Raw genomic sequence first — 13,601 nt, 5'->3', positions numbered from 1 at the left:
TAATTCATTTGGTAACAATAATATCTTGCCAATCGGTCGTATACTGTTTGCTCAGGAATTCCTGCTTCATTTTCCAGGTCTTTTCATAACCTTCAGCGGCGATGCGGAGTTTGCCGCGACCGTAGCGGTCATTGATTTCATCCATCAGGTTGCTTAATGCCAGTTGTTTGCTGTTATCGTAATCGCTGAACAGATTGTACTGCACTTCTCCGGCGGGGATGATGCCGGTAGCCCTTATGCCTGTTTTCAGATAATTATAGCCGGGTTCATAAATGGCCCTGAGTCCCTGAATGCAGATTTTGGTCAGTTCATGGGTGCTGTTGATGGCAAAGGGCACCTTGACCGTGATGCTCGGGTAATGTTGGTCATGCTTGATATTATGTTTATTGGTGCGCAGGTAAATGGTGAGCTGCAGGGCCATGCTTTTTTGCTGGCGTAGTTTGATGGCGACCGTCGCGGCGTGCATGGCTGCGGCTTCTTCGATCATTTCCAGTTCGGTTTGGTAAGTATTAAAGCTTTGGCTGCTTTCGATGCCTTTGGAGCGGTCGGCGATATCTTTGATTACATTGCAGGGTTTGCCCCAAAGTTCCTGGTGCAAGCGCCAGCCCTGCACGGTCATGTACTGGCGGACGGTTTCTGGTTTCATTTGCCGGAAATCTTCGGCGGTTTTGATGTCGAGTTCCGTTAACTTATCGTAATACTGCCGGCCTACGCCCCAGACATCTTCAATAGGGAAATCTTTAATAGTTTGATAGATCTTGTCTGCGGTATCGAGGACGAGGTAATCTCTTTTTTGTTTCTTCGCGGCTTTGTTGGCGAGTTTAGCCAGGGCCATGGTTGGGCCTATGCCTATGGTGATGGACAGGCCGGTATCACGCATGACGTTTTTGCTGATCATGGCGACATGCTTTTCAAGGTCGGTTTTCAGGTTGGCCAGTGCCAGAAACGCTTCGTCGATGCTGTAGACCATAAGCATATAGGTATAACGCGCAAGGTTATTCATCATGCGGGCGCTCATATCGGCATACAGGGCGTAATTGCTGCTGAAAATGACGGCATCGAGTTCCTTTAGTCGCTGGCGTACCATAAACTCGGCATCGCCCATTTTGATACCGGCGGCTTTGGCTTCATTGCTGCGGGCGATGACGCAGCCGTCGTTATTAGATAAGACGACCACCACCCGGCCTTTCAGTGTGGGGTTGAACAGGGTTTCGCAACTGACGTAACAGTTATTGATATCAACATGCGCAAACACGGCCGTACCTCCCTATTTTTTGCTGCGGCTGTAAGAGCGGATTGAGGGTGAGCATCACCACGCCCCAGCAGGTAAAGTTTTGCAGGTCTTCTATGGTGATGGTATCGGATTTAGTATTAGCTTTAAGCGTAAGTTTGCCGTTTTCTGGGCAATACTCGCGGGTATAAAAATCGCCTTCATGAAAGAAAACGACAATGCAGCCGGGTACGGGTGTGATGGAGCGGTCAATAACCAGGATATGGTTTTCCAGGATATGGTAGGCGGTCATGGCTTCGCTGCCCATTTTCATGTAATAGGTGTTGTCTGGATCGATGACGGTGATATCGGTAATGTCCAGCGCGGGTTCTTCGTGCGTCAGCATCGGCAGGCGAAATCCCAGCACATCCCTCTTAACCCTATGTTTCCGCATTTGCAACATTTTTAATTACTAATTTATTTAGCAAATATAAACGAATTATTGATTGTATTTCCAAATCTGGTTTACAACCTGTCGTGGTTTTTGCATAACTTTCTTTGTTTTATGCTCGTATTGGCCTTTTTAAAATCTTTCCACAGACTTGTGCAAAATTATTTATAAACAAATGTTTTATTTACTAATATCATTAGTATTATATTTGTATTTGTTTATGATGATACCGGAATTTTATATCGAAGTGGAATTGGAACGCGGGCTGAGCCGCGTGCAGGTGGAAGCTATTGATTTTAGTGGCTGGGATATACCCGGCTGCCCGCAGTTCATCATCGAGTATTTTACCGGCCATGATTTTTTAACACTGACGGTTCAACTGGAGAACGGCACCTGGCATGACCGGAATACACCGCTTTCGGAAGATGATTTCTTCTTGCGCTATTTTGAGTTAGGGCCTGAAAAAGCTTGGGAACCGGCATATGAAAGCCCGCTGAGTGCCGGCGAACTAAAGCTGATCGGCAATGGCATCAGTAATTATATGGTTGTCATGCTTTGTGATTATATGGGGCTGTTCGTCCCGCAATACCGTACCCCGACTTTAAACTGATGGCCTATGGAAAGCAAACAACAGATCATCAGCAAACTCCGGCAGGAACTCCTGCAATGGGAGGGCTATAAAGCCCCGGTAGCCGGGCAGCGTGATCAATTGGGCCTTGGGCCATTATTTTACAGCAAGCCATCGCATAGCCTTATCCTTTCTTTATTATCAGATGAGATAGTGCTGGATCACTTAACAACCGCTCCATTTCCAACTCAATAATATCCCTGATGTCCTGCTTGATCTGTAGGTAATTCCGCTCAACAATTGCCCCTCTGGCTTTCCTGACCTCGGGTAGCGGCACATAGCCATCGATCTCTTTTTTCAACGCCACATGGTTATTGACGATCTCCCCATGAAAAGCTTTCAACTCAATCTTACAATCCGGGTTATCCGCCACCGTCCCCACAAACTCGCCGGAGCTTAACGCAGAGATGCGCGAAGCAGGCACTGCTGCCTCCAGCTGCTTGGAACGACTGATGGAAGTATCATTGCTATTAATCGATAAACTCTCCCTGTCCTGCATGATACGGCCGATCTTTTCTGACACATATTTTGCCGTATCACCCGACACCTGGCCGACCGCCATATTACCGACAATGTTCATGATCACATCCGCCTGCTCACGCCCGTAATCCTTACGCAGCTGGCTGGCATCCTGGATACCCAGGGTAGTAGCAATCAGGTTCGAGCGGCCCGTCGCGATGGTAGGTATAATATCCGTCGTCAGCGTAGGAAACTCGTCAAACACCAAACTGCATTTCAACTTGTCTTTTTGGTTAATGATCTTTAATAGACGGTTGGTAAAAAGCGACAGCACCGCGCCATAGATCTGTATCTTCTGCGGATTGTTACCCATGCAAACGATCTTCGGCTCCTTCGGATTGTTAATGTCCAGCGTAAATTCATTGCCTGATAACACATAGTACAGTTGTGGCGAAGCGATGCGCGCCATCGTGATCTTCGCCGAAGCGATCTGTCCCTCCAACTGCTCCACTGCATCCCGCTTGTAAGCGCTGATAAAAGGGTTGATCAGCACATCGATTTCCTTTTGCGTACCCAGCAACGTAAACAAACTATCATAATCTGCCTGCATCAATTCGATCACATGCGGCAGCGTACAAAACTCGCCATCCTTGTACTTCCGCAGATACCAGATGATCGCTGTCAGAAAGTTGATCGGCGACTCCACAAAGAAGTCGCCTTGCCGTTTGATCCATTCCCGGTTCAGGCCCAGCAAGATCGTGCGTGCCGATTCCACCGCGTCCGTCAGGTCCAGCATCGCTGAAGGGTCCAGCGGGTTACAGCGATGACTGCGGGAGAGGTCATCGAAATTGATGGAGTAGAATTGGGGTTCCACCTGATACCCGCCCTTATGCTTCAACCAGGTATTATATGCGATCACCGCCAGATCCGGCATCTTAAAGTCATACACGAACATCGCAAACCCCTTACGGATATGTTGTGTGATCACATGCCGGATAATGAAATAACTCTTACCGGAGCCCGGTGAACCCAACACCAGCAAGGCCCTGAAGAGATTGATGAAATTGATCCAGCCATCCCGCACTTTTCCTTTCAGAACATATTTCGTCGGCAGGTTCACCGAAAACTCATTTTCCAGCAGTCGCTCCTCCTGCGGAAACGTCTCCTGATCTCGATTGAATATGTCACCCTCCAGCTTATCGCGAATGATCCGTGACAACATCGTGCCGCCACTAAGGATCAACAAAAACCCCAACCCTGTTGTACCCATGTATATTAGCGCCACTAACTGAACTCCAGCCGGAACCAACAACGATAAATAGCTAACGAAATACACCACTAAGCCCACCAATACATACAATAATGCGCCCTTCAAATTCTGCTTTTCATCCTTCTTTCCCTTAACACCGATCAACGCTATAGCCAGGAAACCTAAGGCAATCAACTTCGGCTTCAAAAAGCTGCTGAACAAACCCGTTTTCACCACATTGCCCAACAACCGGTCGGACAAATCCGACATCCAGCCCCACTCCACAAAAGCCCCGTAACACACCACATAAAAATGCAGCAACAATATCCCAATACTGATCAGCCTCGTCATGTCCAGGATCTTGCGCATCGCCTGATCGTTCTCTCCAGTTTGCATATCTAACTCTCCCAACCCTCCCTGCTTCGGCTTTGCTCAGCACAAACTCCAGCGGAGGGCTTTTCTAATCCATTCATCAATTTTCTTTTCCCTCACCAGCACAATTTACAGTGACAACCGCACCTTCTTTTTCTTCTTCTTCGTCCGCTTCAGTTCCCAGTCCATGACCTCAGCCGTGCCGCTCGTATCCAATAGCAGCTCCACCAATCCCCCACGAGAATTAACCGAACCACTCAGATCCGGAAAACCGACAGGTTTTTCACGCGATTCCCCCCGTACTCCACCCCCATCAGCCGCCAGTTTTTCCCTTAACCCGTTTTGTTTTTTTTCCTCATCAGCCACCACGTTTTGGCAGCGTTCCCTAATCGCATTGCACTATAAGCTTTACCCAAAGCACTACCATTAAATACGATCTTGCTGTAATGATCAACATAAGTCATACCGTACAATACGCCTTGCTCATTCCGCCGCAAGACCATATCAATTCCATTATTTTTAAGAGCTCCAATCAAACCATTCAGACTTTTATCACCCTTTAAAAAATACAGGTCAATGGCATTCTTCAACCGCAATTTTGCTTTCGGCTCATCCTTCGCCACCTTATTCGCTTCAAACTTTCTTTCCAAAGACTTCAAGGTAGGCTTGTCAAAGAACAAACTCGCTTTTATCGGCACACCAACCTTGTTACCATCAACATCCAGCACCCTGTAAACCAAACCGCCATGCTGAAAGACACGCGATTTCTCATCACCACGATCCGCAGCTAAATTGTATTGTCGCAACACCGCATTCAGCTCCGCCAGCGAGGCATATTTGTATTGTCCCAAGACTTTCACCAGCACATTATTGATCGCCTGTTTCGTTTCTGATTTACCATAGATCACTCTAGCGGCATCCACCGGCTTCACCTGGAACACCTGCCGGTTTTGCTTCTTGTCCGCTGCTACCAAACCAAACATTTTTTCGATCGCTACGGATGCCGTTTTAGACTTATCGCGCCCTAAATAATTCATCCTAATCGCTTTCCCGTCGGACTGAATATTAGTTGTCACCAGATGCACATGCGGGTGGCCTGCATCCTCATGTTTGTATAACAAATAAGGCTGACCGCCAAAGCCAATCTTTTCCAGATAGACCGACGCGATCTCCCGCAAACGATCATCCGAAAGCTTTTCCGATGGATCAAAATTCAGCGACACATGCAGGCAATTATGCTTCGTCCGCTGGTTCAATTCTGCCAGCATTTCCAACCGCCTAAGCTTCTGATGAAAGTTCAAATGCTCCGGTCCTACCGGATAAAATCCCGCCTCCAGGCACACCGCCAAACCGTTCTTTACTTTATGCTCATTGTAGTTTAAAGCGATGCGTAAATGCTTCGACTGATGGATCACTGCAACCATATATCATTCAGCGAAACAAGCTTCCTTTCAATCGCAGCAACCGCTGCAAAATAGTGCTCCCTATCCTGTTCAAATCGGGCCAGCCAAACCCGCATTTGGGGCGCATGATCCAGCATATTTAAGCGGTGCACGGCCTGGTTAAAGTTCACCCCGATGGCATTCAATTCCCGACGCAGCAAGGCCATTTCTTCCAGTAGATCATCCATGGATTTGTTACGCGTATAGACCGTAAACTTGCGCCCAAAGATCAGCCGGCGCACCAGATCCGACAGCTTGCGCAGCGTCGAATTCTTCCATTGGTTCTCTAATTCCAAAAACTCCTCATTCGTCAAACGCAGCGTTATTCGCCGCTTACGCCCTGAATTTTCCTCTCCCATCATATCATCTCCCACACAGAAAAGCTTCAACAAAACAATTAAAAACACCTTTAAATCAAGCGCCCCGACTTCGGAGAAGGGCGCTCCTCTCCCATTGTTGTCAGACAATGGTACACCTTGCCGATCGCAAAACGGGCGATCTAAAGCATTCTCCCGGTGAGGGAAAAAACGAAAAATGGCAAGATCATTTAACAGGCAGCCGCCTACCCATCGCTAACTGCCGCACTTGCTTCGGCACTTCACCCTTGTGCATCAGCCACTCATTCAAATCCTTAAATTTCTCATAGTAACCGCTCCTGTCCACGAAATTACTGCCCAGCGATAAGGCATACTTCGTATAAGCCTGTCCCGTCACATCCCGGTCCAACCAAAGGCCGACCTCCTCATGCCGCCGCAAAAACGGCAACGCCCGGTCGAACATTCCCGCGCCATTCAGCACCACAAAATCCGTCTTGCCCGGCTCCTCATAGGGATGCAAAGTCTGATAAGAAAGGAAGTCCATAAAGCCCTCAAATACCTGCACCCTGTCCGATCCAAAACGAATCGTCGTAATGTCTTTGGGCGAGGCACTTTGCTTGTAGTTTTTGTTGCGGATTTCCCAGCCGCCCATATCATTGGCAAAGCCCAGCCCGTAGTACCTGCCACCACCTATTTCATACACCACTTCCTTGCAGTAATTATCTGCGACAGCAACCGGAATAGATCGCTCATGCAAATAATTTTTGAGGGGGTAGGCATATAAAGATTTCACAAACCGGATCACCAAATGATCGTGGTCCCTTGGCCGTTCAGACTGCAGTCCCGGCTCAAAAGCCTGCACTCGCTGCCTGCCAAAATTTTCGTTCATGCGAACAAGCATTTCGGCCACCGAGCAATCGTAATACCGCAATAGAAAATCCACCGGGTTACCTCCCGCCATCAGCCCGAAATCATACCATTCGTTGTCTACCCGGTTCACGTGAAAACTTGCCGTCCGTTCATTTCGCAAGGGTGACAGGTACCACCAATCGGTATCATTCTTTTTACGCGCAGTTGGCTCATGGCCCAGCTTCTCCAGCAAGGACACCAAATCCATTTGCCTTACCTGCGTTAACGTCAATCGTCCATTTCTCTCATCCATCTTGCGATCCTTTCTATTGACGAGACCAAAAGTAAAGCGACCAAACCGCATTCACCCAACCACCCCAAATATTGGGTAGGATCGTTTCAAAACAACCACCGACCTTTGAGCCATTGTTTAATCAAAAAATTAAATGCGTATGGCAACGAAAAGTATGTTAGGAACAGTTTATGAAACCCTGTTATGCAGTCCGGGCATGAACGAAGCGGTAAAATTGGACTTTAAGCTGAACCGTAAAACGGTATTGTTATTGAACAGCGTGGTGGAGGCGGGGCTTGGCAATGGCTCCGATAGCCAGGAACTGCTGAATTTTATACCGACTGAAGATGCCGACGAATTGAAGAACTTCGTTGATGAGTGTTTGAAAAAGGCGGGGTTGAAGGATCTTAATGAAAAGATGAAAGGCCTCATCAGTCAATGAAGGATACCAGAAAAGAGCGGCCCGATTCCGGGCCGCTTAGCTGAACATTCCTAACGGATTTTTATATTTTTGTTAAGATCACAATTAACTTGAATGTTCGACCGCTCCAGATATTATCCACCAACAAAGTCTATACCTCCCGCATTGTATTCGGGGAGGGACGCTGAAGTTGAGTTTCTAAAAAACCGGATCGTAAGCGAGGGAAAAAAAGTTGGTTTAATTACCGGGGGAAACCGGGTTGGAAAAACATCGTTGGCCATGTTTATAGGAGACCGTCTGCGCAAAGAGTTGGGAGCTATTACCGAATACATCAGCCTGGAATTAACAGGGAGAAGCTTTCCAAAACTTAAGGAAAACTGCCGGTTCGTGATCTTCGATGATTTGGAAACCGGATATTACCCCGACGCCAGCTCAAAAATTTTTGCCTTCATTAAGGAGAATCCAGGCCCTCAATATTTGCTTATCGATCAAACCGGAGACGCCTTTCTGAAGCAAAACATCGAATATGAGCTAAAGCTGGAGCCAATCAAAACTGTTGACAACCTGCAAATATTAATTCATGAATTACAGAATCGAATACCTTTTATCGATACCCTTCACCTGGTTGAGTTGACGAGAGGGAAGCCCGATATCATTAAAATTATTTTGCGTTATGTGGAGAATCTTCGCGAGCCTTATACGCTTGCAGAAGTGGAAAAATTCATTTTTGAGAAGATTGCTTTTGCCGGCATTCGGGATACCGCCGGACAAATCATTTTGCCTGAAAACCCAATTTTCCAGGAAATCAAGAATGATATCATCATCGTCAATGGGAACACATTAGAAAAATTAAAAAAGAACCCTGAATTGATGCACAAACTCACGCCCAGGGAGTTCGAGGAAATGACCGCTGAATTATTCGAAAAACAAGGCTACAAAGTTGATCTGACGCAAGCGACAAGGGATGGCGGAAAAGACCTGATCGTAGCCCGGCGAGATGATATTGGCGATTTCATTTATTACGTGGAATGTAAAAAATACGGCCCTAAAAATCCGATTGGTGTTAATCTTGTGCGGGAGTTATTGGGAACTGTTCATGCTGATAAGGTTACGGCGGGGGTAATGATCACCTCATCTTACTTTTCCCCTGATGCGATCGAGTTTTCAAAAAAGGAGAAACATCGACTAAGCCTTGTCGACTACGTTCAGCTGAAAGAATGGCTCAGTAAAATTTAAAGCCGCTAAAACAGCGCCAACTGAACACGGCTTACTTCTAAAGCCGCTATCGATTTCAAAGTTTTCAGAATCACATCCTGTTTATGATTTGTTGTGTCAGTCGATCCTATCTTAGCCGTAAACATTGATTTCAATTTAGCCAATGCAGCATCCCGGCTGGCAAATTGCGGATCATAAACCGACAAGGCAGAACCACCGCCTTCGCACCCGAAGGTATAGCTCAAGGCATACGACCAGATGCCGTTAGGACCGCGACCCATAAGGATCTCGCTGTACTCACCGTAGCGCTCCGAATTACCCAGCTGAATCACTTCATAATCCAGGAAAATTGGACGCGCAAACCAGCCATATTTATCAAAAGCAATTTCTGTGAAGCCAAATTCCAGACCCTTGCGGTAGGCATGAACATTCATCACAATTTTGCGGATACTATCGCCAAATTCATTGAACCAGGCCAGTTTGTCAGCGTCCTTATTTTCGATAGCAACGAAAATTTCTTCCAGTAAACTTTTTTCGTAACGGACATGAAAGCCGCTTGCGGCGTATTCCTTAACGGCGGCTTTAGAACGAAGGGTTAATGCAAATTTTTCCATAACAAGGCAATTAAGTTTTTATGCCCCAAAAGCGCGGCACGGCTTGCCTGCCAAGGGCCGCGGCATCGCCGCGGTTCATATACCCTTGACGGGCGGGCCGGGATCGCGCTAACTTTGTATAAACACTTAATTGCCGGGAAAAATTACCCGCCCGCTAAACCGGCTGGCAGGCACGGCGGCCCAGTTCCAGCGCGGCCAACAGGATTCCCGCTTTAGCCGCGCCGATGCCACGAAATTTGCAAAAGTCTTTTGCCGTCCGCGTCAGCAAACGTGAAGGTTCATCCTTCACCGACTTCATCACCTTTTCGCAGAGGTCAAGCACTGAAAGATCATGCGAACCAGTGCAAAGCAATACCGCCAGCAGCTCCGCATTGCTCAAATTATCCGCACCCAAAGCCAGCAATTTTTCCCTTGGCCTGTCCTTCTCCGGCAAGGCCAGCACCCCTACCGGGTCCAGAACCACCTTCATCTCCGGCCGGTCAAAAAAACGCGCGCCCTCATCACTTGTCATCCGCGATAACACCATGGATAGCGCCTCGACAAAAAAGGCCAGGTCCTCTTCCCAAAGCTGCACCGTTTGCCGGTAATATTTGTCGCTGTCATACTTTTCGCTCGATGTGATCAGTACGAAATGACTGTCGTTAACCGCTTTTTTTACATCAATAAAATAATGCATTCGCCCGTGGCCGAAGCTTTCACTATCCACATTCGGATAGCGTGTTTTATGCGCTGTTTCCATACCCATTGAATTTGATTCCGTACAAAACTCCAACATCATGCAATCAAAACCGACAAACAACTGTTATTTAAACGTTTATAAACGTTTCAGCCCATCCGCCAAATGAACGAGGACACTCCATCAGAACCAGTCAAAACATGCCTCGAATGCGGGCAGCCTTTAGGACCCGGTCGCAGGGACAGGCGATACTGCAACGATATTTGCCGGACCGCTTACAATAACCGCAAGCGCTTCGATTCAACTGTGACGATCATGCCATTGGAAGAACCCAGTGCCGAGCAAAAAGCGATAGACAGGGATATGTTGGCCATACAAAGAGTTTACAATATTTTGCTTCAAAACCGAATCAAACTGTACAATCTTTTTAACCTGTTTGAGCGCGCCGTACCAATTGAAGATTTCAACCGCTGCGGAATCAACCTAAACTATTTCACCAGCGTGCATACCGACGACTATTATGAAAAGCCGTTTAAGATGTGCTTCGACTATGGCTACCATATTGATGGCAATACCGTCTACCTCACTTACCACGGCAACGAGATTTTCATAAATTAACAAAACGCTTATCGTTTCCAGGATAGCATCGCTGCTAGTGCTAAAGAAAGCCCTATGGCCAAAGAAGCTACACCAAAGGCAAACTGGATTCCTTCAGCCCTCGCGCCGTCCGGCGCAAGCGTAAAGAAAAGCCCACCGATCAAGGCAACAAAGACCGCTGCGCTTACTTGAAAAGTAGCAGTAACCAGACCCGCCGCCAGCCCAGAAAACCGCGGATCAACTTCATCAACGTTTAAACGCACCACTGCCGGGACGGCAATGCCTTGACCCAATCCTATCATAAAAAGTGGAAGGAACAAATAGAAAGTAATCCCGTTCAGGGCAAGTACACCCGCAACGATCAATCCGGTAACTTCCAGCAACATGCCAAAGGCTGCCGTACGAGAACCCAGTCGACTGACAATTGCCGGGCTGCACCAGGGCCCCAGAAAAAAGCCAATTCCCAGCGGCAAAATGGCCAAACCTGTTGCCAGCGTATCATGTCCCAGGGCACCCTGCTCATAGACAGCAAAGATCAGGAAGAATGAAGCAAGGGCGTAAAAGAAAAACGCCGCGCTCAGGTTTCTTCGTAATCCGCCTTTCTTGAATAAGGATGGATAGACCAACGGCGAGCCCCCGCTCGATTCTTTCGCCCTTTCTAAACGCCAGAACAGGATGAGCAAAGGCACGCTTACGATCAACAAGCTGATGCACCACCATGGCCAGTTATTTTCGCGGCCCTCGATCAGCGGAAGTACCAACGCCAATAATCCCGCGGCCAGCAATAACGCACCCGGAATATCCAGCACTTCCGACGTTTCAGCGCGGTTCTCCCTCAATAAGCGTGATGCCGCCGGCATTGCAAGCAGTATCACCGGCAGATTAATCAGAAACACGCTACGCCAGCCAAGACCAAACAGGTCAGCCGATACCAGTACACCGCCCAGCAACTGTCCCGCCACAGATGCCAGTCCGAAAGTGGCCCCGTAAAAGCTCAGTGCCCGGTTCTTTTCCTCTGTGGGAAAAATGGCATGTATAGAAGCCAGCGATTGGGGACCCATTACAGCGGCCGACACGCCTTGCAACAACCTGCCTGCAACCAACACAGCCGGCGAAGGAGCAAAACCGCATAAAGCCGACGCGATGCCAAAACCAAGCATTCCGAAAATGAACACCCGCTTCCTGCCATAAATATCCCCTAACCGGCCACCCAGTATCAGGGTGACCGCATAGGCAGCCGCATAAACCGATACCACCAATTGGGTATCGGCGGGAGAAGCGTGCAGGTCGGTTCGTATAGCAGGTAGCGCCACATTAACGATAAAGAAATCCAGTGGCGGCAACAATGTACCAGTCAGCAAGACAGCCAGCGCCATCCAACGGCGAGGGTCAATTGTATGTGGTTCCATCTAAATCACGTAAAAGGTTCAAAACAGTCGTAATTGCGTTGACGGATGATCCTCTCTCCATCAAATTCAAAGAATTGGGCGAAGTAAGCCTTCATCTCGCCGCCTGCCGAAATAGTACCCAGCGGTATGTTCAGCGTCGCTCGCCAGATCACTTCAACAATAACCGTATTTCCGTAGCAATAGGCGTTCATGATTTCATAACTTTCCTTTTGTAAGACCTGCAAACCCCGGTCAGATGCCGCCTTTAATTCCGCTAAGCCGCGTTTGGTCAGGTTCCTGGTCAGGGTGTTAGGATATTCGATCTGTAGCACATCGGGATGGTAGAAACGCAGCAATTCTTCAGATGAAATTCTGCAGGCTAAGACCAAAAGGAAATCCTTAACGATATCAACTAAATTCGATTCCATCGTATCAGATCAGTGAAATCAACTCCGCGATCCGGTTAGAAATGCCAACCTCGTTATCATACCAGGCCACAACTTTTACCAGTTTGCCCATGGCCTTCGTCATTCCGCCGTCTACAATTGACGAATGCGTATTACCTAAAATGTCCGACGACACGAATTGCTCTTCGGTGTATTCCATAATACCTTTCAGACTGTTTTCCGCGTAGTGCTTCAGCACTTCGTTGATTTCAGCCGCCGTAACTTCCCGGTTCAGGTTGATCGAAAGGTCGACAATGGATCCATCGATCACCGGAACCCGGTAAGAGTAGCCATCCATTTTGCCCTGCAGATTGGGCAGCACATTTCCGATCGCTTTCGCTGCACCTGTTGTGGTCGGGATGATGGAATAAGCTGCGGCACGGGCCCGGCGCAAATCTTTATGCGGCGCATCCTGCAAATTCTGATCCGCCGTAAAAGCGTGAACGGTGACCATGTAGCCTGACTCTATTCCAAACTCTTTATCCAGTGCAAAAAGAACCGGCGCGATACTTCCCGTTGTACAAGATGCTGTTGAATAGATCTGGTCGCCACCGATCAGCTCATTATTCACGCCATGCACGATCGTTTTTACACCGCCTGTAGCCGGCGCAGTGATCAATACCTTTTTCGCACCTGCGATAATATGCGCCTCAGCGCTCTCCTTATCGGTAAAACGGCCGGTCGATTCGATTACGGCATCAACACCCAGTTCATCCCAGGATAATTTCGCCGGATCTTTTTCCCGGTACATGGCGATGGTTTTACCATTGACTACGAGACTTTCGCCTTCGGTAGATACCTCCCCCGGAAAACGGCTGTGTGCCGTATCATATTTTAATAAATGGGCGAGTGTAGTTACATCGGTCAGGTCATTGATGGCGACCACTTCAACCTCATGATGGGACTGAAGCGTGCGTAAAGTCATCCGGCCAATGCGGCCGAATCCATTGATAGCTATTTTCATAAGTTATTAAA

17 protein-coding genes are annotated in these 13,601 nt (G+C 48.0%); 5 read left to right on the top strand and 12 right to left on the bottom strand.

Translation table 11 applies throughout. The features are described from left to right. Positions 1–4 precede the first annotated feature (4 nt). On the bottom strand, positions 5–1,255 hold the full coding sequence (locus ACFQZI_RS00160; RefSeq protein WP_377137134.1) for a Y-family DNA polymerase: 1,251 nt from the start codon (positions 1,253–1,255) through the stop codon (positions 5–7). Further along, positions 1,239–1,664, bottom strand: coding sequence for a LexA family protein (locus ACFQZI_RS00155; protein ID WP_377137132.1), 426 nt, complete (start codon positions 1,662–1,664; stop codon positions 1,239–1,241). Before ACFQZI_RS00155 ends, ACFQZI_RS00160 begins: the two co-directional genes overlap by 17 nt. A gap of 172 nt (positions 1,665–1,836) precedes the next feature. On the opposite strand from ACFQZI_RS00155, the gene ACFQZI_RS00150 reads away from it, so the two are divergent. Together ACFQZI_RS00150 and ACFQZI_RS00145 are read left to right on the top strand one after the other, a co-directional pair. Beyond that, positions 1,837–2,271 carry a hypothetical protein gene (locus tag ACFQZI_RS00150; RefSeq protein WP_377137130.1) on the top strand — a complete coding sequence of 145 codons (435 nt, stop codon included), beginning with the start codon at positions 1,837–1,839 and terminating at the stop codon, positions 2,269–2,271. A gap of 6 nt (positions 2,272–2,277) precedes the next feature. Further along, positions 2,278–2,484 (top strand): hypothetical protein, encoded by a 207-nt coding sequence (locus ACFQZI_RS00145; RefSeq protein ID WP_377137128.1) that lies wholly within the window; start codon positions 2,278–2,280, stop codon positions 2,482–2,484. On the opposite strand, the gene mobC is transcribed toward ACFQZI_RS00145, so the two are convergent. The 5 genes from mobC to ACFQZI_RS00120 form a co-directional block, all read right to left on the bottom strand. After that, complete coding sequence (gene mobC / locus ACFQZI_RS00140; protein WP_377137126.1) at positions 2,414–4,393, bottom strand: conjugal transfer protein MobC; 1,980 nt, start codon at positions 4,391–4,393, stop codon at positions 2,414–2,416. The two genes, ACFQZI_RS00145 and mobC, sit on opposite strands and share 71 nt — an antisense overlap. Positions 4,394–4,498: 105 nt before the next feature. After that, a complete protein-coding gene (locus ACFQZI_RS00135) occupies positions 4,499–4,735 on the bottom strand; it encodes a hypothetical protein (protein ID WP_377137124.1) in 237 nt (78 codons plus the stop codon). Next, positions 4,702–5,793, bottom strand: a complete 1,092-nt coding sequence (locus tag ACFQZI_RS00130; RefSeq protein WP_377137122.1) for a relaxase/mobilization nuclease domain-containing protein — start codon at positions 5,791–5,793, stop codon at positions 4,702–4,704. The genes ACFQZI_RS00135 and ACFQZI_RS00130 overlap by 34 nt, the downstream gene beginning before the upstream one ends. Then, complete coding sequence (locus ACFQZI_RS00125; protein ID WP_377137120.1) at positions 5,781–6,278, bottom strand: plasmid mobilization protein; 498 nt, start codon at positions 6,276–6,278, stop codon at positions 5,781–5,783. Before ACFQZI_RS00125 ends, ACFQZI_RS00130 begins: the two co-directional genes overlap by 13 nt. Positions 6,279–6,354: 76 nt before the next feature. After that, on the bottom strand, positions 6,355–7,290 hold the full coding sequence (locus ACFQZI_RS00120) for a toprim domain-containing protein (RefSeq protein WP_377137118.1): 936 nt from the start codon (positions 7,288–7,290) through the stop codon (positions 6,355–6,357). Positions 7,291–7,429: 139 nt separating this feature from the next. Between ACFQZI_RS00120 and ACFQZI_RS00115 the strand changes: the two genes are divergently transcribed. Both ACFQZI_RS00115 and ACFQZI_RS00110 read left to right on the top strand, forming a co-directional pair. Then, entirely contained in the window at positions 7,430–7,711 is a 282-nt protein-coding gene (locus ACFQZI_RS00115; protein WP_377137116.1) for a hypothetical protein, read from the top strand. Between the two features lie 93 nt (positions 7,712–7,804). After that, entirely contained in the window at positions 7,805–8,926 is a 1,122-nt protein-coding gene (locus ACFQZI_RS00110; RefSeq protein ID WP_377137114.1) for a restriction endonuclease, read from the top strand. A 5-nt stretch (positions 8,927–8,931) separates the two neighbouring features. On the opposite strand, the gene ACFQZI_RS00105 is transcribed toward ACFQZI_RS00110, so the two are convergent. Both ACFQZI_RS00105 and ACFQZI_RS00100 read right to left on the bottom strand, forming a co-directional pair. Next, on the bottom strand, positions 8,932–9,519 hold the full coding sequence (locus ACFQZI_RS00105) for a hypothetical protein (protein ID WP_377137112.1): 588 nt from the start codon (positions 9,517–9,519) through the stop codon (positions 8,932–8,934). A 154-nt stretch (positions 9,520–9,673) separates the two neighbouring features. Continuing rightward, entirely contained in the window at positions 9,674–10,258 is a 585-nt protein-coding gene (locus ACFQZI_RS00100; protein ID WP_377137110.1) for a UPF0758 domain-containing protein, read from the bottom strand. Positions 10,259–10,360: 102 nt separating this feature from the next. Between ACFQZI_RS00100 and ACFQZI_RS00095 the strand changes: the two genes are divergently transcribed. Beyond that, positions 10,361–10,813 carry a hypothetical protein gene (locus ACFQZI_RS00095; RefSeq protein WP_377137108.1) on the top strand — a complete coding sequence of 151 codons (453 nt, stop codon included), beginning with the start codon at positions 10,361–10,363 and terminating at the stop codon, positions 10,811–10,813. Between the two features lie 8 nt (positions 10,814–10,821). On the opposite strand, the gene ACFQZI_RS00090 is transcribed toward ACFQZI_RS00095, so the two are convergent. Genes ACFQZI_RS00090 through gap form a run of 3 tightly spaced genes read right to left on the bottom strand, consistent with a single transcriptional unit; the run spans position 10,822 to position 13,590 of the window. Further along, the gene (locus ACFQZI_RS00090; protein WP_377137106.1) at positions 10,822–12,201 is read right to left on the bottom strand and encodes an MFS transporter; all 1,380 of its coding nucleotides are present in this window, start codon (positions 12,199–12,201) and stop codon (positions 10,822–10,824) included. Between the two features lie 5 nt (positions 12,202–12,206). Then, a complete protein-coding gene (locus tag ACFQZI_RS00085) occupies positions 12,207–12,608 on the bottom strand; it encodes a nuclear transport factor 2 family protein (protein ID WP_377137104.1) in 402 nt (133 codons plus the stop codon). 4 nt (positions 12,609–12,612) lie between these two features. Then, complete coding sequence (gene gap / locus ACFQZI_RS00080) at positions 12,613–13,590, bottom strand: type I glyceraldehyde-3-phosphate dehydrogenase (RefSeq protein WP_377137102.1); 978 nt, start codon at positions 13,588–13,590, stop codon at positions 12,613–12,615. Between the last annotated feature and the right edge of the window lie 11 nt (positions 13,591–13,601).

The sequence above is a fragment of the Mucilaginibacter lutimaris genome (assembly GCF_042676625.1).
Lineage (GTDB): Bacteria > Bacteroidota > Bacteroidia > Sphingobacteriales > Sphingobacteriaceae > Mucilaginibacter > Mucilaginibacter lutimaris.
The sequence above is the reverse complement of the archived record's forward strand: the minus strand, read 5'-3'. Positions and strand labels throughout refer to the sequence as shown.